This is a genomic window from Burkholderia sp. D-99 (assembly GCF_011605345.1).
Lineage (GTDB): Bacteria > Pseudomonadota > Gammaproteobacteria > Burkholderiales > Burkholderiaceae > Burkholderia.
In genome coordinates, this window is the sequence record NZ_JAAOXM010000001.1 from 1,102,201 (window position 1) to 1,125,717 (window position 23,517).

General features: G+C 64.2%; 21 protein-coding genes. 9 read left to right on the forward strand and 12 right to left on the reverse strand.

What is annotated here, in order from left to right; genetic code table 11:
- Window positions 1-52 precede the first annotated feature (52 nt).
- Both HAV18_RS04790 and HAV18_RS04795 read right to left on the reverse strand, forming a co-directional pair.
- Entirely contained in the window at window positions 53-826 is a 774-nt protein-coding gene (locus tag HAV18_RS04790; protein ID WP_243771538.1) for a DUF6708 domain-containing protein, read from the reverse strand.
- Window positions 823-4,014 carry a T6SS effector BTH_I2691 family protein gene (locus HAV18_RS04795; RefSeq protein WP_166953300.1) on the reverse strand — a complete coding sequence of 1,064 codons (3,192 nt, stop codon included), beginning with the start codon at window positions 4,012-4,014 and terminating at the stop codon, window positions 823-825. The genes HAV18_RS04790 and HAV18_RS04795 overlap by 4 nt, the downstream gene beginning before the upstream one ends.
- Window positions 4,015-4,901: 887 nt before the next feature.
- On the opposite strand from HAV18_RS04795, the gene HAV18_RS04800 reads away from it, so the two are divergent.
- Window positions 4,902-5,381 (forward strand): GNAT family N-acetyltransferase, encoded by a 480-nt coding sequence (locus tag HAV18_RS04800; protein WP_166953302.1) that lies wholly within the window; start codon window positions 4,902-4,904, stop codon window positions 5,379-5,381.
- Window positions 5,382-5,461: 80 nt separating this feature from the next.
- Here the strand turns inward: HAV18_RS04800 and HAV18_RS04805 are convergent, their stop codons facing one another.
- From HAV18_RS04805 to HAV18_RS04815, 3 genes are all read right to left on the reverse strand, one after another.
- Window positions 5,462-6,745, reverse strand: coding sequence for a Zn-dependent hydrolase (locus HAV18_RS04805; RefSeq protein ID WP_208101687.1), 1,284 nt, complete (start codon window positions 6,743-6,745; stop codon window positions 5,462-5,464).
- Entirely contained in the window at window positions 6,738-7,262 is a 525-nt protein-coding gene (locus HAV18_RS04810) for an L-2-amino-thiazoline-4-carboxylic acid hydrolase (protein WP_059530128.1), read from the reverse strand. Before HAV18_RS04810 ends, HAV18_RS04805 begins: the two co-directional genes overlap by 8 nt.
- Window positions 7,263-7,324: 62 nt before the next feature.
- Window positions 7,325-8,491: a branched-chain amino acid ABC transporter substrate-binding protein gene (locus tag HAV18_RS04815; protein WP_166953303.1), complete on the reverse strand. Its 1,167-nt coding sequence runs from the start codon at window positions 8,489-8,491 to the stop codon at window positions 7,325-7,327.
- A gap of 177 nt (window positions 8,492-8,668) precedes the next feature.
- Between HAV18_RS04815 and HAV18_RS04820 the strand changes: the two genes are divergently transcribed.
- The 5 genes from HAV18_RS04820 (at window position 8,669) to ahpF (ending at window position 12,834) form a co-directional block, all read left to right on the forward strand.
- A complete protein-coding gene (locus HAV18_RS04820) occupies window positions 8,669-9,565 on the forward strand; it encodes a LysR substrate-binding domain-containing protein (RefSeq protein WP_027782765.1) in 897 nt (298 codons plus the stop codon).
- Window positions 9,566-9,653: 88 nt separating this feature from the next.
- Window positions 9,654-9,872 (forward strand): CopG family transcriptional regulator, encoded by a 219-nt coding sequence (locus tag HAV18_RS04825; protein ID WP_166953304.1) that lies wholly within the window; start codon window positions 9,654-9,656, stop codon window positions 9,870-9,872.
- Window positions 9,866-10,231, forward strand: coding sequence for a type II toxin-antitoxin system VapC family toxin (locus HAV18_RS04830; protein ID WP_166953306.1), 366 nt, complete (start codon window positions 9,866-9,868; stop codon window positions 10,229-10,231). The genes HAV18_RS04825 and HAV18_RS04830 overlap by 7 nt, the downstream gene beginning before the upstream one ends.
- 312 nt (window positions 10,232-10,543) lie before the next feature.
- Window positions 10,544-11,107: an alkyl hydroperoxide reductase subunit C gene (gene ahpC / locus HAV18_RS04835; RefSeq protein WP_006488685.1), complete on the forward strand. Its 564-nt coding sequence runs from the start codon at window positions 10,544-10,546 to the stop codon at window positions 11,105-11,107.
- A 128-nt stretch (window positions 11,108-11,235) separates the two neighbouring features.
- The gene (ahpF, locus tag HAV18_RS04840) at window positions 11,236-12,834 is read left to right on the forward strand and encodes an alkyl hydroperoxide reductase subunit F (protein WP_166953308.1); all 1,599 of its coding nucleotides are present in this window, start codon (window positions 11,236-11,238) and stop codon (window positions 12,832-12,834) included.
- A gap of 147 nt (window positions 12,835-12,981) precedes the next feature.
- Here the strand turns inward: ahpF and HAV18_RS04845 are convergent, their stop codons facing one another.
- Window positions 12,982-13,896 carry a LysR family transcriptional regulator gene (locus HAV18_RS04845; RefSeq protein WP_166953309.1) on the reverse strand — a complete coding sequence of 305 codons (915 nt, stop codon included), beginning with the start codon at window positions 13,894-13,896 and terminating at the stop codon, window positions 12,982-12,984.
- A 170-nt stretch (window positions 13,897-14,066) separates the two neighbouring features.
- Here HAV18_RS04845 and HAV18_RS04850 point away from each other — a divergent pair, with 170 nt between their 5' ends.
- The 3 genes from HAV18_RS04850 to HAV18_RS04860 all read left to right on the forward strand — a co-directional run bounded on the left by HAV18_RS04850 (window position 14,067) and on the right by HAV18_RS04860 (window position 18,076).
- The gene (locus HAV18_RS04850) at window positions 14,067-15,503 is read left to right on the forward strand and encodes a YfcC family protein (RefSeq protein ID WP_166953310.1); all 1,437 of its coding nucleotides are present in this window, start codon (window positions 14,067-14,069) and stop codon (window positions 15,501-15,503) included.
- A gap of 25 nt (window positions 15,504-15,528) precedes the next feature.
- Window positions 15,529-16,719, forward strand: a complete 1,191-nt coding sequence (locus tag HAV18_RS04855; RefSeq protein WP_166953312.1) for a M20 aminoacylase family protein — start codon at window positions 15,529-15,531, stop codon at window positions 16,717-16,719.
- A gap of 124 nt (window positions 16,720-16,843) precedes the next feature.
- On the forward strand, window positions 16,844-18,076 hold the full coding sequence (locus HAV18_RS04860; protein WP_166953313.1) for a lipase family protein: 1,233 nt from the start codon (window positions 16,844-16,846) through the stop codon (window positions 18,074-18,076).
- 118 nt (window positions 18,077-18,194) lie between these two features.
- Here the strand turns inward: HAV18_RS04860 and HAV18_RS04865 are convergent, their stop codons facing one another.
- The 6 genes from HAV18_RS04865 to glnP all read right to left on the reverse strand — a co-directional run bounded on the left by HAV18_RS04865 (window position 18,195) and on the right by glnP (window position 23,502).
- A complete protein-coding gene (locus tag HAV18_RS04865; protein ID WP_166953315.1) occupies window positions 18,195-18,956 on the reverse strand; it encodes an extensin in 762 nt (253 codons plus the stop codon).
- 160 nt (window positions 18,957-19,116) lie between these two features.
- On the reverse strand, window positions 19,117-19,671 hold the full coding sequence (locus HAV18_RS04870) for a carboxymuconolactone decarboxylase family protein (protein WP_166953316.1): 555 nt from the start codon (window positions 19,669-19,671) through the stop codon (window positions 19,117-19,119).
- 29 nt (window positions 19,672-19,700) lie between these two features.
- On the reverse strand, window positions 19,701-21,035 hold the full coding sequence (locus tag HAV18_RS04875; protein ID WP_166953317.1) for an aspartate aminotransferase family protein: 1,335 nt from the start codon (window positions 21,033-21,035) through the stop codon (window positions 19,701-19,703).
- Window positions 21,036-21,050: 15 nt separating this feature from the next.
- Window positions 21,051-22,100: a C45 family peptidase gene (locus HAV18_RS04880; protein ID WP_166953319.1), complete on the reverse strand. Its 1,050-nt coding sequence runs from the start codon at window positions 22,098-22,100 to the stop codon at window positions 21,051-21,053.
- Window positions 22,101-22,120: 20 nt separating this feature from the next.
- Window positions 22,121-22,849 (reverse strand): glutamine ABC transporter ATP-binding protein GlnQ, encoded by a 729-nt coding sequence (glnQ, locus tag HAV18_RS04885; protein WP_166953320.1) that lies wholly within the window; start codon window positions 22,847-22,849, stop codon window positions 22,121-22,123.
- Window positions 22,846-23,502 carry a glutamine ABC transporter permease GlnP gene (glnP, locus tag HAV18_RS04890; protein WP_166953321.1) on the reverse strand — a complete coding sequence of 219 codons (657 nt, stop codon included), beginning with the start codon at window positions 23,500-23,502 and terminating at the stop codon, window positions 22,846-22,848. Before glnP ends, glnQ begins: the two co-directional genes overlap by 4 nt.
- Window positions 23,503-23,517 lie beyond the last annotated feature (15 nt).

The following is a 23,517-nucleotide window of genomic DNA, read 5'->3' on the forward strand; positions in this document are numbered from 1 at the left end:
AACACTTGCGTATCGTCACCGAGCAGGCGCCGTTTAACGGATCGTAACAAGACTACTCAGTTGGCGCTGTGCGCGATTCGATGTCCATCTCAGCGGGCCATTTCACCTTCGGAGCAAGGAGGTACGCGATATTGAGTGTGCGCGCGTTGTCGTCATCGCGCGACGGATAATCTGATGGTGGCAGGGCGCCGGGGCCTTCCTGCATGTACGTGCAGATGTATGCCCACGCTGCCTCGCCATCCCCTTTCGCTCCTAACTGGAACCGATCAATTACCTTGTTCGTCCCTGGCTTCACTATCGACAGCACCACGCCCCACTTCATCGTATGACCTCCGTTGATCGCCCCTTGTTTTTGCCAGGCTTCGGCCCGAACGTCATCCCAATCGTAGGCAACCGCCCGGATCGGCCAACGAATGAATGGGTTCCACCACACTACGTCGATTTCATACGCATACATCTTGCGACGCAAGCGATTGAAACGCAGCGGGAGATCACGGGGAGGGGATATATCAGATCGGAGCGTCGCACACACCCCCCACACCCCGATCAAAAAAGTCATTATTTCGATAAATATTAGCGCCACATTTCCAGGAACATCAACCAAACCAAAAAAATACCAAATCATCATTGGAATCAAAAAAATATTTATAAAAAGCAAAACACCCCTCATGCTCAAAAATGAACGATGCAATTCTAAATAGACATCATCTAGATGGTTCGGTGCGTAGCCATCCAAACTTGGCTCCTCATTCGGAACGTCATTCGGCTCGGGCAGATCAACCTGCCAGCCCCGAGCAGGCGGGTTCAGCTTTGGTCGAATCGTCACTGCAACTGATCCTGAGTCGTGATTTCAGCAAATCCGTATTCGTCCATACGGTCCTTGTAGAATCGTGCCGTAATCGATACATTACGGATCTTGCTATTCGTGGTCAGATGAATTTTCCCACTCACGATTTTCGGATCGCCTGACTTCGAAAGCTTGGGAATGTTGGCCGCCAATGCGCCGATTTCGTAGTCAGATTTTCCATTCGGCGGTGGTTGAATGCACGCCAGCGGCTCCATATTTTTCTGGCCGGCAGTCAATACTTGCTCCCCCCCACCACGACGGATCACGGTTATGGCGTAGGCATAAGCTGAACTAACAGGATCAAAATTCGGCATCACTATTCGATAGTTCAGCGTCTGGTGGCTCGCTGTTACGGTGTCAACATCTCCCATACTGCTCACCGCATCCCATTCTGACTCAAATCCCACATCGACACTAAACCCCAACAACGCCGCATTCAATGTGGCCACTGCATCACCTGCCTGCTCCGTTTTTTTCCACGAAACCAAGTTTCCTTTATTAATTCCAAAAACGCACCGGCGCGCCCACAGTTCAATCGGTGTTGCCTCTTTGGCCTGCCCCCATTTAGTCACTGCATAGGCCGTAATAGCAAGAAATACGGCAATCCCCAATGGTCCCAGAACGAATGTCGCCCCAAGGAACGCACTACTCATGTAAGCAGCATAAACGCCAAAAGCACCACTAAGTGCATTGAGTACCAAAGATGCCTTGAATGCGCCGCTCGCAATAGCGTCACCCTGCTTCCCTGCCCGCATCATCATCGTGGCACTCTGCGCCGCATCCACAAACGACAGCGCCGCGAACACAACCCCCGTTCCCGTCACCAGCTTCCCACCCACATCCGCCACATTCTTCAATGTCGCTACCGTCGCACGCGATCCTCCGCCCGCTCTCGCCGCCGTCCTCGCGCCACTCGCAAACGCCTTCAGCGATACCCCCACCGTCTCAGTCACCGCCGCCAGCGCCCCGACCGATGCCGACCACGCTCCGATCGCCGCCTCCGGATACTTCGCTCCCACCTTCGTATTCACATCGTCCAGAGACTTTTTCAAACTGTCATAAGACAGATAAAGCGCCACCGCCGAAATCAGCAGGCTCTGCGGCCCCGATCTCCGGTGCATCGTCACCGCCGTGTTCCTCGTAAACTTCACCGCATCGGCGCTTTTCATCTTCACTGTCCCAAAGAATTTCCTGGCCGCAGGATCAAACGCCTCTACGATCGACACGGAGCGCATCGACAGGCTACCAACCGCTAGCGCTTCGCCAACCGGCTTGCTCGCCAGGCCTTGCAAGGTCTTCTGTACCGATTCGGCACTGTCCATCGCCCAACCCGTCACCTTGATTACCGTATTTCTGAGCTTCGGATCCGGGATCGAAATCAAGCCGCCCAGCAGCAACGAGCGCACTTTCTTGCCGCTGGTCGCCATTCCTTGATGCAGTGTCTCCGAAAGCTTCGACATGTATTCCGTCAGCGTCAGTTCCACCAGGAACCGCGTCGGCAACGTGCGCTCATACAGAAACTTGCAGCCGATATTCAAGTTCCGAACCCGCAGCGACACGTTATCGGACAGATTCCTCGACAGGCCGATTGCAGCGCTGTTCACCGCCATCAGCAACACGCCGGCCGTGTGCTGGATCTTCGCCTGCAGGAATGCTTTGCCGACATCCTTGCTCTCGAACGCGTAGCGAATGGCCGTATACAACTTCCCGGAATCGTTCAGCTCGCCTGAGCTGGGCAACAGGTCGGCCAGGAAGTTTTTGTTCTTCGCCGACAACGCCTTGTAGACCGGACTGTTCCGATCGTTCAGCCACGTTTCCCAACGCTTTTGTGTCTCGTCAATCAGTTGCGGTGGCGTCTTTGGATCCTTCGGATCGCGCTTCGCCGGCGCACCCGACGGGCCACCTGCTACACAGATGGCCATCATGTTCGCGTACGCATGCCACGATCCCGACTTCAGGTTCCCACCGTCGTAATCGTGCTCGCACTGGCGTATCCAGCTCTCCGAACCGCACCAGCTAGCCCGGTGTTTGCCGAACGCATCGATTTGCGCCTCGTAGTGCTTGATCGCGTTGTCGTACTCGGCCTGAAACTTCTTGCGCGCCTTCTCGTCGTATTCGCCCTCGAGCCGCTCGTGATAATCCTTCGTATTCTGTTTGGTGGTTTGCGCGGCAAACCGATCCATATCGACGGGCGGCAATGCGGCCTTGTTCCCCAGCACCGGATTTGCGTTCCAGTCCTTGACCCGTTTGACCTCTGCCTGCGCCGCGGCCTTCCCCTCCTGCTGCGCCCACCCCGCTTCTACCTTCTTCAGTTCCAGCAATGCCTGGGACGTAAAGAGCCGGTACTGCCTCATGGGATCGGCCGCATACTCCTGAAGCGCCCGCATCCAGCACATGCGCAAGCTGTTGTACTCCTGCACCATCCCGACCGGATCCGGCAGGATCAATACCGGCACACCTTTCCGGAATTGATATTTCGCAATGCCCGACGTCACGAACGCCTGCATCGCCGCCGCCCGGTGCGCGCGCGCATAAAACCCATGCGCACTCTGGAAATCCACCGAATCCGGCACGAACTCCCAGACCTTCGAACCGAGCTCCGTCATCTGCGTCAGCCCCATCGCCTTGCTGTCGGCATCGCTCCCGGCGTTCGACGGATCCGCTTTCAGCTTCGCGATGTCGTAGGTCGAAAAGCGTGACATCGGCGACTTGCCGGTGCGGTATGCGTCCAGCACTTCCTTCGGCCACGGATCGTTCGCGAATGCAACTTGCGCTTTTTTGAAACCGGCTCCGATGTTCAGGAATGCCGCAGCAACCTCGTCGCCGTTGCTGATGCAGCTTTCCGGAAGCGGCGGGATGGCGCCGTCCGCATCGAAAGGGGGCGATTGCAGCGGATCGAACTGGCGCAGCGCGCCCTGATAGGTCACCTGGTACGCCTGCCAGACTTTTCCGTCGAGCAGCACATACACATAGCCCGCACGCAGCATCCGCAACGATTCATTGAAGCCAGACGCTTCCATCGACATCGGGCGCTTGCCTAGGATCGGCGTCACTGCCTTGCGCAACGGCAAAATCGGAATGCCCGTACGCTTGCACGACTTACATCGGGTGGGATCGCATTGCGCGGTCTGCTTCGCGCATTCGTTCAGTTGAACGGAAACTGCCATGTTCAATTCTCCTTATGCCCGGGCCGACGCGATTCGCACCCACACGGGATCGCCGACGCGTACAAAGTGATCTGCCAACGGAGATTGGCTACGCACGGCTCAACCGATCGCATCGCGCAAAATCCCGAACCGCTCGAGTTGAAGGTGGTTGGTCAAACGATGCAATTCAAAGCACCGAATTTCCTCCGAAATAGAACTGTTGGTTGATTAGCATGGCAAAACATTGACTGCCTCGAGACGGATCGAACTTTCACATGGAAGCGGTTTCATCAGGAACCCGTGGCGTAGCGACTCAGACAACGTGATAAACATGCCTTCGCCGTAGTGATCGACAACGTAACGTTGCGCAACAGCTTGATAGCACCGCACTGCATGGAAACCAGATCCATCACGCCAAGGGTACGCCTTGATACCCCATGCGTAATAAAACGACTCTCCATGACGCATCTAGGTGACAAATTCGTCGACATATTTACGGATATCCACTGACAATATGTCAGATGCTATCCGCAATAAGCATCTCAAAAAACCTCTGATAGATAGTCGGAAAAAGCGCACTCGGTTCAGCCGACCTCGGTCGCCGCTACGCAACAATCCGAAACAATCGCTTCAACGTGACGGTTTCTGCTGCGCCCCCCGATCGTGCCGCGACCGATTGATCAATGAACTACGCGCACACCACACTGCCAGCACGAGCGCCCTTCCAATCGAGGAATCGTTGCGCTTTGTTTCGGGGGACTGCAACGTCTGAGAGAATGGAGTCTGAGACGACTCAAGATTCGATGCCAATGTAAGGAGAAGATGCGAGCGCAATCGGCGATTCTGCCAGCGGCAGAGGTCGCCAGCGAAATGCGCGCCACTTCATCGCGGCATCAACAGGACAACACATGGTGACCCACGACACGCTGTTCAGCATTTCGCTGATTCAAGCCGAACAGACTTACCCTCTTAGAGCCGCGATCCTTCTGAACGGCAACCTGGACGCGTGCGAACTACCGGGAGATATCGAGGCGACGACACTGCACCTCGCGATACGCAATCCGGCGGGCATCGTCGCCGTCGCGTCGTTGCGCGAAGAACGCCGCGACGACGATCCTGCGCATGCCGCGTGGCGGCTCAGGGGTATGGCCGTGCAACCCGAGGTTCGTGGCATGGGCTTCGGGCGCGTGTTGGTGCAGATCGCCGTCAGGCATGCGCAAACGCACGGTGCGGAGCTCGTCTGGTGCACCGCCCGCGAATCGGCCTACCGGTTCTACGAAAAACTCGGTTTCGTGCCCGATGCTTCACTGATGACGATGCCGGGGCGCACGGACACGGCGTTCTACGTGATGCGGCGGCGTCTCGAGCGCAGGCAGACGCAAGTCTGACGCGAACCATCGGGACCATATTCGCGTCGTGGAAAAAATCCGGGTGATCCGGCCGCCATGCAGCCGCCGGACCCCGCCCGTCACTGCGCGCTCTGCAACACCGCACGCAACAACACATCCGCCCCCGCCGCCGCCCACTCGGGCGTGATCGCTTCGGCCTCGTTGTGGCTCAGCCCGTCGACGCACGGCACGAAGATCATCCCCGTCGGGGCGACGCGCGCCACATAGCACGCGTCATGACCCGCGCCGGACACGATATCCATGTGCGACAGCCCGAGCGCCCGAGCCGCGTCACGCACCGTGTCGATACAGCGCGGCGCAAACGGGATCGGCGCATATGTAAAGATCTGCTCGATCCGCGCCCCGAGGCCCGTTTCGTCGGCCACACGCGCAAGTTCCGCGCGCAGCGCCGCGTCCAGTTCGTCGAGCACCGCATCGTCCGGATGCCGAAACTCGACCGTGAAGAAGCAGCCGCCCGGCACCGTGTTGCGCGAGTTCGGCCGCGCCTCGATCATCCCGACCGTTGCGCGCGCGTACGGCGCATAACGGCGGCCGAGCACCTCGACGAACGAGATCATCCGTGCGGCGCCGACCAGCGCATCGCGGCGGACCTCCATCGGCGTCGTGCCCGCGTGCGCGTCGACTCCGGTGAGCGTCACTTCGTACCAGCGCTGCCCCTGCCCGGCCGTCACGACGCCGATCGTCTTGCCGTCCCGTTCGAGAATCGGGCCCTGCTCGATATGCAGTTCATACGCCGCATGCACCGGATAGCCGCCGACGGGCTCCGCGCCCGCGTAGCCGATCCGCGCCAGTTCCTCGCCGATCGTCCTGCCCGCGCCGTCGGTGCGCGACAGCCCGTATTCGAGCGTATAGACGCCCGAGAACACGCCTGCCGACACCATCGCCGGCGCGAAGCGCGAGCCTTCCTCGTTGGTCCAGATCACGACGTCGATCGGGCGCTCGGTCTCGATGTCCGCGTCGTTCAACGCGCGCACGACCTCGAGCCCGCCGAGCACGCCGTAGATGCCGTCATAGCGGCCGCCCGTCGGCTGCGAATCGGCGTGCGAGCCCGTCATGACCGGCGCGGCATCAGGGTTGCGCCCCGCGCGGCGCGCGAACACGTTACCCATCCGGTCCACGCGCACCGTGCATCCGGCGTCCTGCGCCCATTGCACGAACAGGTCGCGCGACTCGCGATCGAGATCGGTCAGCGCCAGACGGCAGACGCCACCCTTCGGTGTCGCGCCGATTTGCGCCATCCGGTCAAGCGACGCCCACAGGCGGTCGCCATCGACGCGCGGCGCGCTCACGTTGTCCACATTGCCGTTGCCGTTGCCGTTGCCGTTGCCGTTGCCGTCAAGCATCGCCGTTCTCCGGCGCGGATTGCAGCGCGTAGCGGAAATCGCAGCGCTTGCCGCCCTGCATGATCGTGCTCGTGCGCGTGAGCGCGATGTCCGGCGCATAGCCCTGGATGAAGTAGCTGTCGCGCGCGCAGCTCAGCAGGTGCCCGATCTCGCCAAGCCCCATCGCGTGATACATCTCCGCGTAGCTGCAGCGATGCACGTCGTAGTCGTAGTGCGCGTCGTCCGCGCGCCGCACCTCGACGTCGAGCGCATCGTCCTTCTCCCACAGCACCTGCAGCGCGATGAACGACTTCACGCTCGTGCCGCCCGGCTCCTGCGCGGCGAACGTGCGGCCGGCATCGACGGCCGCGCCGCGCACGGCTTCCGCGATCACGGCCTGCGCGCGCTCGGCGCCGAACTCGCGCTTCATGATCTCGTAGATCGGCTTGATGATTTCCGCTTCGATGCGGCGCCGCGCGAGGATCCCGAGGCGCGTGTCCTCGGGTGCGGCGGCGGATGTCTGGGTCGCTTCGGTCATGGGGATCGTCCGGGTCGTTTTATCGTTTTATCGCAGTGTCGCGCTGTGTCGCGCTGTGTCGTTTACTTGGTCGCGGTGCGCGAGCCGCCAAGCACGTCGACGACGGTCCACTTGCCGCCGCGCACCTGGTAGATCGTGAAGGCCGGGTCCTTCAGGTTGCCTTCGCCGTCGAACGCGATCCGCCCCGTCACGCCGGGCCGGTCGATCGCGCGAACCGCCGCGACCAGCTTCGCCGGCTGCGTCGTGCCCGCCTTCTGCGCGGCCGCGATCAGCGTGGCAGCCGCGTCGTAGGCGAACGGCGCATGCAGTTCGATCGGCGCACGGAAGCGTGCCTGGTATTGCGTGTCGAACGCCTTGCCGCCCGGCATCCGGTCGAGCGGCAGGCCGGGTTCGAGCGCCGTCACGCCGTCGCCGTCCTTGCCAGCGAGCGACAGGAAGGTCTGGCTCACGAAGCCGCCCGCGCCGAGCAGCGGCGCGTTCACGCCGAGCTGGCGCATCCGGCGGGAGATCGGCGCGGCCTGCGCATCGAGGCCGCCGAAGAACACGAGATCCGCGCGCTTGCCCTTGATCGCGGTCAGCACGCCGCTGAAATCGGTCGTCTTGTCGTTCACGTACTGGCGATCGACGATCGCGCCGCCATTCGCCTGCACGCCCTTGATGAACTGGTCGGCGAGCCCCGCGCCGAACGACGTGCGATCGTCGATCACCGCGATACGCTTCGCCTTCAGCGTCTTCACCGCATACGCACCGGTGAAATTGCCGCCCGCGTCGTCGTGACCCATGATGCGGAAGGCCGTTGCAAAGCCCTGCTGCGTGTATTGATGGCCGGTGGACGCCGGCGCGATCTGCGGGATGCCTGCATCGCGGTAGACACGCGACGCCGGCACGCTGCAGCCTGTGTTCCAGTGACCGACGACGCCGATCACGTGCTGGTCGACGAGCTGCTGCGCAACCGCGACGGCCGTGCGCGGATCGGACTGGTCGTCGGCCGCGACGAGCTTGTAGACGACCGGCTTGCCGCCGATGGTCGGATGCTTCGCGTTCGCATCGTCGATCGCGAGTTGCGCGCCGTTCTGCAGGTCCTTGCCGATCCGCGCGGACGGGCCGGTGAGCGGCGCGGCGAGACCGATCAGGACCGTCTGCGGCGCGGATTGCGCGAATGCGGGAACGGAAGCGACCAGGGCGGCCGCCGAGAATGCGAGGCTGACGGGAAGGAAAGCGATTTTCATGTGCGGGGATCTTTGAATCGGATCAAAACATGAAAAATATTAAATATTCAGCACCCAAACCCCAAATACCCAATTGTTGGATGCTTATGCCGTTCTCGACACATCAACACATTACCCTGTAAACAAAGGATATTTTCATGTTGTCGCTCACCCCGACTTTTCGATAAAATTCGATACATGAAAAATATCGAACAATTGCCGCACGATCCGCCGCTGCGCGCGGTGCGTGCGTTCGAAGCCTTCGCGCGCCTCGGGTCGGTCACCGCGGCGGCGGGCGAGCTCGACATCACGCCGTCGGCGGTCAGCCATCAGCTGCAGCTGCTCGAAGCGTTCATCCAGACGCCGCTGACGGTGCGCGAGGGCCGGCTGCTCGCCCTCACCGACGAAGGCCGCGACTACTACCGCTCGATCAGCGCCGCATTCTCGGTGCTGCGCAGCGCGACGCGCTTCGTGCGCGACCGGTCGTCGCTGCGGCAGATCACCGTCAGCCTGATTCCGCTGCTCGGCATCGGCTGGTTCATTCCACGGCTGCATGCGTTCCTGGCCGACAACACGGACGTCGACGTGACGGTGCTGTACGCGCATCACCGCAACTATCGCAGCGATGCGTCGGACCTGTCGATCCGCTTCGGCACCGGCGACTGGCCCGGCTACCGCTGCGAGCGGCTGCTGCCAGGCGCGATGGTGCCGATGTGCAGCCCGTCGTTCCTGAAGCGCCACGGGCCGTTCCGCACGCCGGCCGATCTCGCGCGCGCACCGCTCGTGCATGACGAGGATCGCAGCACGTGGGTCAACTGGCTGCAGGGCGCGGGCGTACGGCACGTGTCGCACGCGGTGGGGCCGATGTTCGAGGACGGCCAGTTGACGCTGAGCGCCGCGCGCGCGGATCTCGGCGCGGCATTGCTGCGCGCGCCGCTGGTCGAACGCGAACTGGCGAACGGCGAACTCGTGAAGCTGTTCGACCACGTGCTCGACGACGGGCGCGATTACTACCTGTGCACGCGCGAGGACGCGGACATGCCGGACGGCGCACGGCGGCTGGCGGCGTGGTTGAGGAAGATGGCGGGGATTTGAGCGGGGCGCTGCACCGACTCGCTTGCTACCACCTTGCGAATCGTCGATCGGGTATATATGATATGCATATCATATATCGGAGGCTATCATGAGCCGAATTCTGGTCGATCTGTCGGACGGCCAACTCGACGAGTTGGCCGTCATCGTCGACACTCAACACCGTCCCCGCGCCGCCATCATCCGCGACGCGATCGATGCCTACATTGCCCTGCACAAGCACCGGCTCGCCGACGATGTCTTCGGTCTTTGGAAAGATCGCAAGATCGACGGGCTCGCCTATCAGGAAGAACTGCGCTCAGAATGGTAAAAGCCCTCTTTGACACCAACATCCTGATCGACTACCTGGGCGGAGTGGAATCCGCTCGCGCGGAGCTGGGCCGCTACGACTACCGGGCGATCAGCACAATCTCGTGGATGGAGGTCTTGGTCGGCACGTCCGCACAGGAGGAGGCGCCAATCCGGGCATGGCTCTCGTCGTTCGATGTCATCGCACTCGACAGCACGGTTGCGAATCGTGCCGTGACAATCCGCAAGGAACGGCGCATACGCCTGCCCGACGCAATCGTCTGGGCATCGGCACAAGTGAACGGGCTGCTGCTCGTGTCGCGCAACACGAAAGATTTCCCCGCCACCGAACCCGGCGTTCGGGTGCCCTACAAGCTCTGAGCCGACGTATGCGGCGGTGCTCGGCCCGCTCCCGCCACCTGATCTGAACGCACCAAACGACCATCCCGCACCCGCGAGGCGCCAGCCGTTCGCGCCGGCACATCACGCCAAGCGGCTCCTCGTTCTCGCCTGCATTCGATGGCTACCCACCCGACGCTTCTCAAGCCCCTCTCCCAAGTCCCGCACAAACAAGGGCCGGAAGCAGATAGAAAATCCCGATGCCCCGGATTGAAACAAGCAATTTCACAAACTCAGGGTGAACCCGGATACTGGCAACACTCCACTCACCACTGAAGACAAGGAATTCTCCAGATGCCGATCATCAACACCCAAATCAAGCCGTTCAAGGCAACCGCTTACCACAACGGCGATTTCGTGCCCGTCTCGGAAGAGAACTTCAAGGGCAAGTGGTCCGTCGTCGTGTTCTACCCGGCCGACTTCACGTTCGTCTGCCCGACCGAGCTGGGCGACCTCGCCGACCGTTACGCGGAATTCCAGAAGCTGGGTGTCGAAATCTACGGCGTGTCGACCGACACGCACTTCACGCACAAGGCATGGCACGACACGTCGGACACGATCGGCAAGATCAAGTACCCGATGATCGGCGACCCGACGCTCACGCTGTCGCGCAACTTCGACGTGCTGATCGAGGAAGAAGGGATGGCCCTGCGCGGCACGTTCGTGATCAACCCGGAAGGCGAGATCAAGCTGTGCGAAATCCACGACAACGGCATCGGCCGCGACGCAGGCGAACTGCTGCGCAAGGTGCAGGCTGCGCAATACATCGCGGCGCACCCGGGTGAAGTGTGCCCGGCCAAGTGGACGCCGGGTGCGGAAACGCTGACCCCGTCGCTCGACCTGATCGGCAAGATCTGACGATCGCACCGCGCGCCTCGCACGAGGCGCGCGAGACACACGAAAACGGGCCGCCGCACCATGCGGCCCGCGCCCTCCTCCGGCACGACGTGCCCGACCAGAATCATTAATACGGAATCCGAAACGCCATGCTCGACGCCAATCTCAAGAACCAACTGAAAGCGTACCTCGAAAAGATCACGCGCCCGATCGAACTCGTCGCCTCGCTCGACGACAGCGCGAAATCGCAGGAACTGCTGGCGCTGCTGAACGAGATTGTGTCGCTGACGGATCGCGTGACCGTGACCGAACGCCGCGACGACGCCGAGCGCAAGCCGTCGTTCTCGATCGGCGAGCCCGGCAAGCCGGCCGGCATCCGCTTCGCCGGCATCCCGATGGGCCACGAATTCACGTCGCTCGTGCTCGCGCTGCTGCAGACGGGCGGCCACCCGATCAAGCTCGACGACGACGTGGTCGAACAGATCCGCGCGCTCGACGGCGACTACGCGTTCGAGACGTATTTCTCGCTGTCGTGCCAGAACTGCCCGGAAGTCGTGCAGGCGCTGAACGTGATGTCGCTGATCAACCCGCGCATCCGCCACGTCGCGATCGACGGCGCGCTGTTCCAGGATGAAGTCGAGTCGCGCCAGATCATGGCCGTGCCGACGATGTTCCTCAACGGCGCCTCGTTCGGCCAGGGCCGCAGCAGCGTGAAGGAAATCCTCGCGAAGCTCGACACGGGCGCCGGCGAACGCGCCGCGAAGTCGCTCGAGAACAAGCCTGTGTTCGACACGCTGATCGTCGGCGGCGGCCCGGCAGGCGCGGCTGCCGCCATCTACTCGGCGCGCAAGGGCATTGCGACGGGCGTCGTCGCCGAGCGTTTCGGCGGCCAGGTGCTCGACACGATGGCGATCGAGAATTTCGTGTCGGTGCAGGAAACCGAAGGGCCGAAGTTCGCGACCGCGCTCGAACAGCACGTGAAGCAGTACGACGTCGACATCATGGACGTGCAGCGCGCCGACGCGTTGATCCCGGGCGACGTGCACCAGATCCGCCTCGCGAACGGTGCGGTGCTGAAGGCGAAGACGATCATTCTCGCGACCGGCGCGCGCTGGCGCGAAATCAACGTGCCGGGCGAGCGCGAATACCGCAACCGCGGTGTCGCGTACTGCCCGCACTGCGACGGCCCGCTGTTCAAGGGCAAGCGTGTCGCGGTGGTCGGCGGCGGCAACTCGGGCGTCGAGGCCGCGATCGACCTCGCCGGCATCGTGAAGGCCGTCACGCTGATCGAATACGGCGCGCAACTGCGCGCGGACGAAGTGCTGCAGCGCAAGCTGCGCAGCCTGCCGAACGTGACGATCGTCACGCAGGCGCAAACGACCGAGCTGACCGGCGACGGCAGCAAGCTGAACGGGCTCGTCTACAAGGATCTGCGCTCGGGCGACACGGAGCGCATCGATCTGGAAGGCGTGTTCGTGCAGATCGGCCTCGTGCCGAACACCGAATGGTTGAAAGGCACGGTCGAACTGTCGAAGCACGGCGAGATCGTCGTCGATGCGCGCGGCGCGACGTCGGTGCCGGGCGTGTTCGCGGCCGGCGACGTGACGACGGTGCCGTTCAAGCAGATCGTGATCGCAGTGGGTGAAGGCGCGAAGGCATCGCTCGGCGCGTTCGACCACCTGATCCGGCAGGACGTTGCGCCGGTTGCCGCCGCGCAGCCGCAAGCAGAGGAAGCGGTCGCCGCATAACGCACCGGCAGCACACGCAGCACACGCAGCACACGCAGCACAACGGATTGTCTCTCTTGGCCCCGCACGCTTTGGTCGGCGTGCGGGGTCCTTTTTTTGCCGCTTCGCCGCGTGGTGGCGGAACACGGGTCAAAGCCGCCTTCGCCGCTACACGGTCGACATCAACCTGACGATTTCCCGCCGCAGATAGTTCGCGGCCGGACCGAGCCGCCGCCCGGCGCGCGTGACCACATAGCGATCGAACGAGCGTGCGATCGGATGATCGAGCGGCACCGCGACGACCTGCCCTGCGGCAATCCTCTCCTGCGCCGCCCCGCGCGTCATGAACGCGACGGCGAGATTCTGCGCCGCAATCGCCACTGCCGTCGAAAACCGGTCGCAGCGGAACGCGGGCACATACGTGCGCCCGATATCGGCAAGGATCGCATCGACATGGGCCTGCAGCCCGAACTCGGCGGGCATGAAGACCAGACGCTCGTCGGCGAGCGCTTCCATCTTCACGGATTTGCGCGACGCCATCGGGTGGTCGACCGAAAAGATCGCGCAGATGGGCTCGCTCTGGAACAGGCGCGCGTTCAGTGTCGGATCCGTCGTCGCGCCGATCGATACACAGATATCGACCTGATCCTCGCGGGTCATCGCGAGAAGTTGCGGCAGCGAGCCGGTGCGCAATTCCACGGTGATGCCCGGATACTTGTCCAGGAAAGGCTTCAGGACCATCGCGACCAGGCTCGCGACCGCCCCTTCGCCCGCCGCGATCGTCACCTGCCCGCGCTTGAGACCGCGATACTCGTCGAGCTGCGCGCGAAACCGGCGGGCGTTGCGTTCGCAGTCGCGAAAGTAATCGACCGCCATCTGCCCCGCTTCCGTCAGTTCCATTTTCCGGCCGCGGCGCGTCACGAGCGACAGCCGTAGCTCCCGCTCCGCGATGGCCACTTGCCGGCTGATCGTCGACACGTTCACATCCAGGCCAAGCGCCGCCTGGCGCATTCCGCCGTACGTCGCGATCGCGACCAGGTACTGCAGCGTGCGATCAGAAAGACTCCGTTCGTCCCTATCCAAGGTGGACTCCCGTGTTGCATTCAATGCAACATTTTCGCAGTGTCCGACGCAACTTTCCAGACCGGTTTTCACCGATACTCCGCCCCGGAGCCGAACAGCGCATGCACCCTGTCCGCGCCGGACCGAATACAGAGTGGCTTACCACTCGAGGACATCCACGGAGGAGCAACATGAACGACGTCAGCCGGCCGATCGACCGCGCGGAACAACCGCGCCAGCCCGCCCGAGCACGCGGCGGCAAGGAGCCGGTCAACCCCTATGTGCTGCTGTTCGTCATGTTGATGGCGGCCGCCCTCGCGACCTGGCTCGTGCCGTCCGGCGAGTTTTCGCGAACGCTCAGCAACGGCATCCGCTTTGTCGTGCCGGGCAGCCTGAAGCCGGTTGCGCAGCACGGCGTGACGCCGGGCGCGATGTTCGTCGCGCTGGCCAACGGGATGACCACGTCCGCTCCGATCATCTTCCTGATCCTGTTCACCGGCGGCGCACTGGCCGTGCTCGAAGCGACGGGCGCGGTGCGCAGCGCGCTCGCGCGAGTCGAACGGGGAGATCGCGCACGCGCGCACATCACCGTCGTCGTCATTTGCATCACCTTCTCGCTGCTCGGCACACTGGGCATCGTGACGAATTCGGTCGTGGCGTTCGTCCCGCTCGGGTTGCTGCTCGCGGAATCGATGCGGCTGCCGAAGGAAATCGGCGCCGGCGTGGTGTATCTGGGCACGTATGCCGGCTTCAACACGGGCATCCTCAATCCGGTGACGACCGGACTGTCGCAGCGCCTGGCCGGCCTGCCGATGTTTTCCGGCATGACGTTCCGGGTGTGCATCTATGCAGCGTTCGTCATCGCCACCATCGCCTTTCTCGTCTGGCGAATCCGCACCTGCCGAACGACCGACGCCGCGGTTTCCGGCCCGATGCCCTCGGCGGCCCGCCCGCCGGCGCCGTCGTCCGCGCGACGGCTCGACACTCGGCAACTGGCGGTCGTCGGCATCGTGCTCGTCTGCCTGATGGTGTTCGTCTACGGTTCGTCGACGCGCAACTGGGCCGAGACCGAGATGATCGCGATGTTCCTCGTCATGGCGATCGCCGCCGGGATCGTGAGCGGCATGCGCGCGGGCGCGATCGCGGACACCTTCCTGCACGGCTGCGGCGGCCTCGTCAAGGGCGCGCTCGTGGTGGGCATGGCGCGGGCCATCTCGATCGTGCTCGCCGACGGCAGGATCATGGACCCGATCGTCAACACGCTCGCCGGCATGCTCGCACCGCTCGATTCCACGATGGCGGCGATCTGCATGTTCGTGAGCGCCGCGCTGATCCATGTCGGCATCTCGTCCGGGTCCGGCGAATCCGCGGTGCTCGTGCCGATCTTCGCCCCGCTCGGCGACACGCTGCACCTGACCCGGCAGGTCACGGTGCAGGCCGTGCTGCTCGGCGAAGGCTTCATCAACTGCTTCAACCCGACTTCCGGTGTCCTGATGGCTGTCCTCGCAACGTCGGGCATCCCCTATTTCAAGTGGGTCCGCTTCGTCATGCCGCTGCTGCTTGCGTGGTTCGTCATCTGCGTCGTCGCGATTGCGACAGGCGTCGCCATGCACTGGGGCCCCTTCTAGTCAGCCGCTTCTTCCTGGATCGTCCATGCTCTTACCCGACCTGAGTTCCGTCTCCGACCTGCAGCCGCTTGCCGACGACATGCGCAAGCTCCGCTACACGCTGCATTGCTGCCCCGAACTGGCGTTCGAGGAAGTGCAGACCGCCGAGATCGTCGCCACGCGCCTGAAGGAATATGGCTACACGGTCGCGACGGGCATCGCCGGCACCGGCGTGGTGGGCACGCTGCGACGCGGTTCAGGCGAACGCCGCATCGGGATTCGCGCCGACATGGACGCACTGCCGATCGACGAACGCAATACCTTCGGCCACAAGAGCGTCCACCCGGGCCGCATGCATGCGTGCGGCCATGACGGCCATACCGCGATGCTGCTCGGCGCGGCCCGGCACCTCGCACAACACGGGCAATTCGACGGCACCGTGCATCTGATCTTCCAGCCGGCCGAGGAACGCGGCTTCGACAGCGGCGCCAAGCGCATGGTCGAGCAAGGGCTGTTCACGCGCTTTCCGTGCGACGCGGTGTTCGCGATGCACAACCATCCGGGTGCGCCGGCCGGCACGTTCATGTTCCGCAAGGGACATTTCATGGCGGCGGGCGACCGCGTGTTCGTGAAGATCGTCGGCAAGGGCGGGCATGCCGCGCGCCCGCACCTGGCCAACGACCCGATCGTCGCGGCAGGCAGCATCGTGATGGCGCTGCAGACCATCGTGTCGCGCAACGTCGATCCGACGCAGTCGGCCGTCGTGACGATCGGCAAGATTGCCGGCGGATCGGCCCCGAACGTGATCCCCGGCGAAGTCGAATTGAGCCTCAGCGTCCGCTCGTTCGACATGGACGTCCGCCGGATGCTGAAGGAACGAATCACCGCGCTCGTGCACGCGCAGGCCGAAAGCTACGGCCTGCGCGCCGTCGTCGACTATGTGGAAGGCTATCCGGTGGTGACGAACACCGACGCCGAAACCGCGCTCGCGATCGAAGTCGCGAAAGAGCTGGTGGGCGACGCACGCGTGACGGAACAGATGGCGCCGTTGATGGGCAGCGAGGACTTTGCCTACATGCTGCAGGCCTGCCCCGGCGCATTCCTGCGGATCGGCAACGGCCCGACCGACGGCGGGAACACGCTGCATAGCGCGACCTACGACTTCAATGACGAGAACCTGGTCGTCGGCTCCGCGTTCTGGGCCAGGCTGGTGGAGCGTTACCTGCCCGTCGCGTGAGCGATCGATGGCTGCCGTGCTGCATCGCCCGCGCGGCGGCCCTTCGTCACCGCGCCGTTTGCACGGCCAACCCGATCGGGCGTAGGCTTCGTCGAATCTGCCCGGAAACCACGGAACACCGATCATGCCCGGCACGCCAATCAAGTCGTTTGTCATGCTGGCCTTCTGCGCCGCCGTCGGCACGTGGGCACTTGCCGCCGAACCGCTCCCTGTCGGGCGGGACGCCGGCGTTCCGGCCTTCTATGCATGGACCGACGCAGCTCCTGCAACGCCCGGACAATTGCTGCGCACCGAGCCGCTGACGCCTGAGCAGAGCCTCGACGAAGCCGGCAAGAACATCCGGATTCTCTACACGTCGACCGACGGCGTCGACGGCCGTACGCCGATCGTCGTGTCCGGCGCGCTGTTTCTGCCGAAAGGAACGCCGCCGCGAGGCGGCTGGCCGATGATGGCGTGGGCACACGGCACCGTCGGCAGCGCCAGCGTGTGTGCGCCGTCACTGGCGCGCCGCAGCGAACGCGACACGCGCTATCTGAATGACTGGCTCGCCCACGGCTACGCGATCGTCGCAACCGACTATCAGGGCCTCGGTGCGCCCGGCGTGCATCCGTACGGACTGACACGCCCGCTCGCGTACAGCGTTCTCGACAGCATCCGCGCGGTGCAGCACGGCGAGTTCGACCTGACGTCCCGCGCCGTCGTGTTCGGGCAATCGCAAGGCGCACGCGCCGCGTTTGCAACGGCCGTCTATGCGAAGTCGTATGCGCCCGAACTGGCGATCGCCGGCGTGGTGGCAACCGGCACACCCTATGCGGCCGTTCACAACCACGCGGCCGATGCCGAGCGGGCACACGCGCACCAGTCGGTCGTCCCGACCTTCGCGTACGACATGCTGCGCATCAGTACCGCGGCGCTGCTCGATCCCGCGTTCGTTCCCGCCGATTACCTGCACGACAATGCGATGCCGGCGTTCGAACTGAGCCGGCGCGCATGCCTGCATGCACTCGAACACAGGATCGTCGCGGACAGGCTCACGTACGACAGCAGCTTCAAACGCTCGCCGAAACCGGCATTCGAGGCGATCCAGCGTGAAGCCGCCTATCCGGCGCTGACGTCGGACATTCCGATCTTCATCGGTACGGGCGGCAAGGATCGTGACGTGTTCGTGCCGGACCAGATCGCACTCGCCACCGATGCCTGTCGGGCCGGCGACCGGATCGAGTGGCATTTTTATCCGGCACTCGACCACTCAGGAACCGTCAACGGCTCGCTTCCCGATTCCACTCGATTCGTCGCGCGAGCGTTTGCGGGCGAACGGCTAGAGGGAAATTGCGCGTCGCTGCCGGCGAAACCTTGACAGGTGTTGAAGCGCATGCGCCGACGCGTTTCGCGAACGGCTAGTCGCACGCCCGGCCCACCTTCGATGACACAAGCGCGACGCGCGTCCGTCATGCGACGGACGCCCGCCGCCGACGTTACTTCGGCGTCGCAGACGGGCTTTCGTTCGTCGTCCTGACGTTGCTCGACTGCCTGACCAGTTGCTCGGTCATCGCAGCGGCCACCGGATTCGCGCCCGACGACGAACTGCCCTGCCGAGTCGAACCGGAACCCGCCGACATCGACGACATCGGCGGCGGCGGTAACGACGGGTCGAGCTTCGCCGATTCCCTGACGAGCGCGGCCGTTTCCGGCGTTTCGGATTTCGTTGCCGCAGGCGCCGCGGCCGCGTGGCGTTCGAGGCCATCGCGCTTGCGCGGCGCGCGTTGCGTGACCTGCGCGGATTCGGCCGGCTGGGCAGGTTTCGCAGCCGGCGCGGCGGCCGGTGGGGTCGAATCCTGCGCATCGACGGTCACGACGGTGACCTTCGGCGGCGGTGCGCTCGGCTGTGCTTTCTCGCTGACGACCGGAACGGCGGGGACGGATGCGGGTGCGGGTGCGGCGCTGACGCGCGCGGGTGCGGGAACGGGTGTGGGTGCCGCCGGGGCGGGTGGAGGCGGCGAAACGGCTGCCTGCTTCGATGCCATACCGGCCTGGGCTGCCGGGGCCGGCGGCGCGATGGCGCCCTGCACCGCGTGATCGTTGTTCGCGGGTGCCACGGCCGCCGGGGCGGCCGAATCGCCGATGCCCGAGTCTTCAATCGCACGGTGGTCCGCGCGCAGGAGCATCACGTAGGCAGTGCCGGCCGCGGCTACCAGGAGCCCACCGGCGATCATCAAGGTCTTGCGGGTACTCGTCATGCTTGTTCACCGATCATGTCGACGTGAACAAGCCATCATACGCGGCCATCGGCCATCGATCCCGCATGAATACATTTGGTTGCATTGTGCCGGGAGCCGGTCGGCGTGACGTTCGTCAGACGTATTGCCGCCCTGCTCCGGCACGACCGAAGCGCCGCCTTTACTCCGGAAACGGCAATTCCGTCTGCCCGTCCGCACGCATGCCGAACGTGTTCAGCGTCATCGCGACGAGCGCGTAGTAGCCGAGCAACGCAACGAGATTCACGACCGTTTCGTGGCCGAAGCGCGCTTGCGCCCGTGCGAACGTCGCGTCGCTCACGCGCCGCGTGTCGTACAGCTCGCTCGCGAACGCATGGATCAGCGCATCGTCGTCCGATTCGAATGCGGGCGCGACGCCGCGCCGGATCGCATCGGCCGTCGCGGCCGGTACGCCCGCATCGAGCGCGATCGGATGGTGGATGTGCCACTCGGCCTGCGAGCGCCAGCGCGCAGCCGTCACGAGAATCGCAAGTTCCGACAGGCGCAGCGGCAGGCCCGTGCGATAGCGGCAGAACGCACCGAGCTTCTGCGCGTGCTGGGCCAGCTCGGGGCTCGCGATCCAGCCGAGAAACGGCCCGTTCAGGTTGCCGCGCGGGCCGCTGAGGATGTCGGTCAGCACGGCCTTCTGTGCGTCGGTGGCCGACGCGGGATCGAACGGTGGCAGTCTGTCTGTCATGGTTGTGTCCCGATGATATGCGGATGCGCTCACGCGCGGGCCGACGCGAGCGCTGCGTCGATGGCACCCGACAGCCGCTCGACGATCGTGTCGATCTGCTGCGCGGTGCAAATGAAAGGCGGCGCGACGAGGATGTGATCGCCGTGCACGCCGTCGATCGTCCCGCCCATCGGATACACCATCAACCCGCGCTGCATCGCTTCGCGCTTGACCGCCGCGTGCAGCTTCAGCGCGGGATCGAACGTCGCCTTGCTGTCGCGATCGCGCACGAGCTCGACGCCGACGAACAGCCCGCGGCCGCGCACGTCACCGATATGCGGATGCGCGCCGTAATGCTCGCGCAACGACGCGCGCAGTTGCTCGCCGCGCGCCTTCACGTTGTCGAGCAGCTTCTCTTCGGCGATCACGCGCTGCACTTCGAGCGCGGCCGCGCATGCGGTCGCATGGCCGAGGTACGTGTGGCCGTGCTGGAAGAAACCCGAGCCGTCGACGATCGTCCGGTAGATGCGGTCGCTCACCAGCGTCGCGCCGATCGGCTGGTAGCCCGCGCCGAGCCCTTTCGCGATCGTCAGCAGGTCGGGCGCGACGCCGTCTTCATCGCACGCGTACAGGTAGCCCGTGCGGCCCATCCCCGACATGATCTCGTCGAGGATCAGCAGCACACCGTACTTGTCGCACACCGCGCGAATTTTCTGCAGGTACGTGCGCACCGGCGGCACCGCGCCGGCCGTTGCGCCCACCACCGTTTCCGCGACGAACGCCGCGACGTTGTCCGCGCCGAGCTCGACGATCTTCTGCTCGAGCTCGTCCGCAAGGCGCTGCGCATACGCTTCGTCGGTTTCGCCGGCCTGCTGGTCGCGGTAGGCGAAGCACGGGCTCACGTGGTGCGCCTCGATCAGCAGCGGCAGGAACGGCTCGCGCCGCCACGCATTCCCGCCGATCGCGAGCGCGCCGAGCGTGTTGCCGTGATAGCTCTGGCGTCGCGCGATGAAATGGCGACGCTGCGGCTCGCCCTTCTCGACGAAATACTGGCGCGCGAGCTTCAGCGCGGCCTCGACCGCCTCGGAGCCGCCCGACACGAAATACACGTGCTCCAGGCCGGCCGGCGCGGCTTCGACGAGCCGGTCGGCCAGCTCCTCGGCCACGTCGGTCGTGAAGAACGACGTATGCGCGTAGGCCAGTTGCTGCGCCTGCCGCTTGATCGCGTCGATCACGCGCTGGTTGCTGTGGCCGAGACACGAAACAGCCGCGCCGCCGCACGCGTCGATGTAGCGTTTGCCGGTCGAGTCGATGATCTCGATGCCGTCGCCTGCGACAGCAACGGGCAAGGTGGCGCGCGGAGCGCGATGGAAAACGGTCGTCATGCGTTGCCTCATGGATCAGGACGCGTCGTGCGCGCATCCGGACGGCACGATGCGCGTCGCGAAGCGCTGCGTGCCTTGTTGGTGAATGGTGACATCGATCGATGCCGCGCCGATCGCGAACACGGCCGTGGCCAGCGTGTTCTCGTCGTCGGGATCGGCCGGATCGTCGCGGTAGATCGGCAGCTCTTCCGGCGCGCGATCGCCGAGCACGCGCAGCAGCGCGGCTTCGTCGATCGCGTCGATGGCGGGCGTCAGCGCGTCGACGCGGCGCTGGCGGTCGGCCGACGATTGCGTGACGATCTGCGCTTCTGCTTCACAGCCCGGATGCACGAGATGATTCGCGTGCCCGCCAAGCCTCGCCACGTCGACGACCGAGCAGCGCGCGGCACTCGCCTCGATGCTCAGCAGCCGCGTGTCGCCGGTCGCGCCGAGCGTATGGTGAAAGCCGCTCGCGCGCGCATTCACGCGCAGCACGTCGGCGGCCGCGTCGAGCGACGCCGCATCGAGCACGGCGCGCGCGAGGATCATGCGCGGCACGCCCGGCGCGGGTGTCCTGATCCGCAGGTTGTTGATCGCCTGCACGATGCCCGCACGGTTCGCCGCAAAGGTATGCCCCGGCAGCGAACCGGGGTAGTAAAAACTGATGAAGCCGGGCTTGCCCGCCGGCTGCACGTCGACGAGCAGGCAGCGCTCGCGCAGGAACGGATCGCCGTCCTCGTTGTGCGCGATCCAGCGCGTGCCGGCCGCGTCGCGCGCGGCGAGCGTCGTGCAGCCATCCGGCGCGTTGTGGATCAGCTCGCCACGGCAGTTCCACAGAAAGATGTCCTCCGCCGGCCAGCCGACGCCCGCCGCGATCCCGTCCAGTTCCGCGACGAGATCCGGATACGCGGCCAGCGCGGCCTGCCGCAGCTCGGCGACGAACGGATGGCCGCGCCAGCGGCGCACGGCCTGCCACGCGCTGCTCTGCTGCATGTACGCATCGAACACGGGACGGGCGAGCTCGCCGAGGCGCACGCCGATGTCGAACGGCGCGCCGGCGATGACGGGGGAAAGGGAAAGCGGCATGTCGGATGGTTCGGTTTCGTTCAGGACACGTGTTTCAGGAATTCCTTCAGGCGCGGGGTCGGCGGCCGGTCGATCAGGTCGACCGGATGGCCGTCCTCGGCAATCCCGCCCTGATCCATGAACAGAAGCCGCGTGCCGACCCGTTTCGCAAAGCCGATCTCGTGCGTGACGACGATCATCGTCATCCCTTCGGTAGCAAGATCCTGCATCACTTTCAGCACTTCGTGGCGCAATTCCGGATCGAGCGCCGAGGTAGGCTCGTCGAACAGCATCAGCCGCGGCCGGATCGCAAGCGCCCGCGCGATCGCGACGCGCTGCTGCTGGCCACCCGACAGCTCGGACGGGTAATGATTCGCGCGCGATTCGAGGCCGACCTTGTCGAGCAGCGCCATCGCCAGGTCGCGTGCTTCGGCGCGCGAGGCGCCGCGCACCTGGGTCGGCCCGAACATCACGTTCTCGAGCGCGGTCATTTGCGGGAACAGGTTGAACTGCTGGAACACCATGCCGGCTTCGAGCCGGATGTTGCGGATCGTCGTCGCGTTGCCGCGCACGCTCTGCCCGTCGACGAGCAGCTCGCCACCGGTGATTTTCTCGAGCGCGTTGATACAGCGCAGCATCGTCGACTTGCCCGAACCCGACGGGCCGATCACGACAACCACCTCGCCCGCGTCGATCTTCAGGTCGATGTGCTTCAGCACCGGCACGTGGCCGAAGCTCTTCGACACGTTCTGGAATTCGATCATGCTCATAAGATCCGCATCCTCTTTTCGACGAGTCGCAGCGTCAACGTCATGGCGCCGGTAAGAATCAAGTAGATCACAGCCACCGCGCTCCAGATCTCGACCGCCTGGAAATTGCCCGCGATGATTTCCTGCCCCTTGCGCGTCAGTTCGCCGACGCCGATCACGATGAACAGCGACGTGTCCTTCAGGCTCACGATGCACTGGTTGCCGAGCGGCGGGATCAACCGCCGGAACGCCAGCGGCCCGACCACCTTCAGCAGCACGCGCGGCATCGACAACCCCATCGCGAGCCCCGCTTCCGTCAACCCCTTCGGGATCGACAGCAACGCACCGCGCACGACTTCCGCGAGATACGCGCCGGAATTCACCGTGATCGCGATGATCGCGGCCGTGAGGCCGTCGATGCGGATGTGCGCGAGCAGCGGCAGCGCGAAGTACAGGAACATCACCTGCACGACGATCGGCGTGCCGCGAATCAATTCAATGTAGACCTGGACGAGCACGTTCATCGCCTTCGGTCCGTATGCGCGGAACATGCCCGCGACCATCCCGACGATGAACCCGCCCACCAGCCCGAAAAATGCGATGAACACCGTCAACCGGACCCCGTCCATCAGGTCCGGCAACGCCGCCCAGATCGCCGACCAATCGAAATTCACTTGTTGCTCCCCGTT

What these genes read in the sequence shown, in the direction of transcription:
- HAV18_RS04875 (WP_166953317.1), bottom strand. Translation starts at nt 21,035, where the DNA reads ATGACGACCGTTTTCCATCGCGCTCCGCGCGCCACCTTGCCCGTTGCT.
- HAV18_RS04865 (WP_166953315.1), bottom strand. Translation starts at nt 18,956, where the DNA reads ATGACGAGTACCCGCAAGACCTTGATGATCGCCGGTGGGCTCCTGGTA.
- HAV18_RS04800 (WP_166953302.1), top strand. Translation starts at nt 4,902, where the DNA reads ATGGTGACCCACGACACGCTGTTCAGCATTTCGCTGATTCAAGCCGAA.
- HAV18_RS04805 (WP_208101687.1), bottom strand. Translation starts at nt 6,745, where the DNA reads ATGCTTGACGGCAACGGCAACGGCAACGGCAACGGCAACGGCAATGTG.
- ahpC (WP_006488685.1), top strand. Translation starts at nt 10,544, where the DNA reads ATGCCGATCATCAACACCCAAATCAAGCCGTTCAAGGCAACCGCTTAC.
- HAV18_RS04825 (WP_166953304.1), top strand. Translation starts at nt 9,654, where the DNA reads ATGAGCCGAATTCTGGTCGATCTGTCGGACGGCCAACTCGACGAGTTG.
- HAV18_RS04795 (WP_166953300.1), bottom strand. Translation starts at nt 4,014, where the DNA reads ATGGCAGTTTCCGTTCAACTGAACGAATGCGCGAAGCAGACCGCGCAA.
- HAV18_RS04810 (WP_059530128.1), bottom strand. Translation starts at nt 7,262, where the DNA reads ATGACCGAAGCGACCCAGACATCCGCCGCCGCACCCGAGGACACGCGC.
- HAV18_RS04850 (WP_166953310.1), top strand. Translation starts at nt 14,067, where the DNA reads ATGAACGACGTCAGCCGGCCGATCGACCGCGCGGAACAACCGCGCCAG.
- glnQ (WP_166953320.1), bottom strand. Translation starts at nt 22,849, where the DNA reads ATGAGCATGATCGAATTCCAGAACGTGTCGAAGAGCTTCGGCCACGTG.
- HAV18_RS04830 (WP_166953306.1), top strand. Translation starts at nt 9,866, where the DNA reads ATGGTAAAAGCCCTCTTTGACACCAACATCCTGATCGACTACCTGGGC.
- HAV18_RS04855 (WP_166953312.1), top strand. Translation starts at nt 15,529, where the DNA reads ATGCTCTTACCCGACCTGAGTTCCGTCTCCGACCTGCAGCCGCTTGCC.
- HAV18_RS04815 (WP_166953303.1), bottom strand. Translation starts at nt 8,491, where the DNA reads ATGAAAATCGCTTTCCTTCCCGTCAGCCTCGCATTCTCGGCGGCCGCC.
- HAV18_RS04860 (WP_166953313.1), top strand. Translation starts at nt 16,844, where the DNA reads ATGCCCGGCACGCCAATCAAGTCGTTTGTCATGCTGGCCTTCTGCGCC.
- HAV18_RS04820 (WP_027782765.1), top strand. Translation starts at nt 8,669, where the DNA reads ATGAAAAATATCGAACAATTGCCGCACGATCCGCCGCTGCGCGCGGTG.
- HAV18_RS04870 (WP_166953316.1), bottom strand. Translation starts at nt 19,671, where the DNA reads ATGACAGACAGACTGCCACCGTTCGATCCCGCGTCGGCCACCGACGCA.
- ahpF (WP_166953308.1), top strand. Translation starts at nt 11,236, where the DNA reads ATGCTCGACGCCAATCTCAAGAACCAACTGAAAGCGTACCTCGAAAAG.
- HAV18_RS04880 (WP_166953319.1), bottom strand. Translation starts at nt 22,100, where the DNA reads ATGCCGCTTTCCCTTTCCCCCGTCATCGCCGGCGCGCCGTTCGACATC.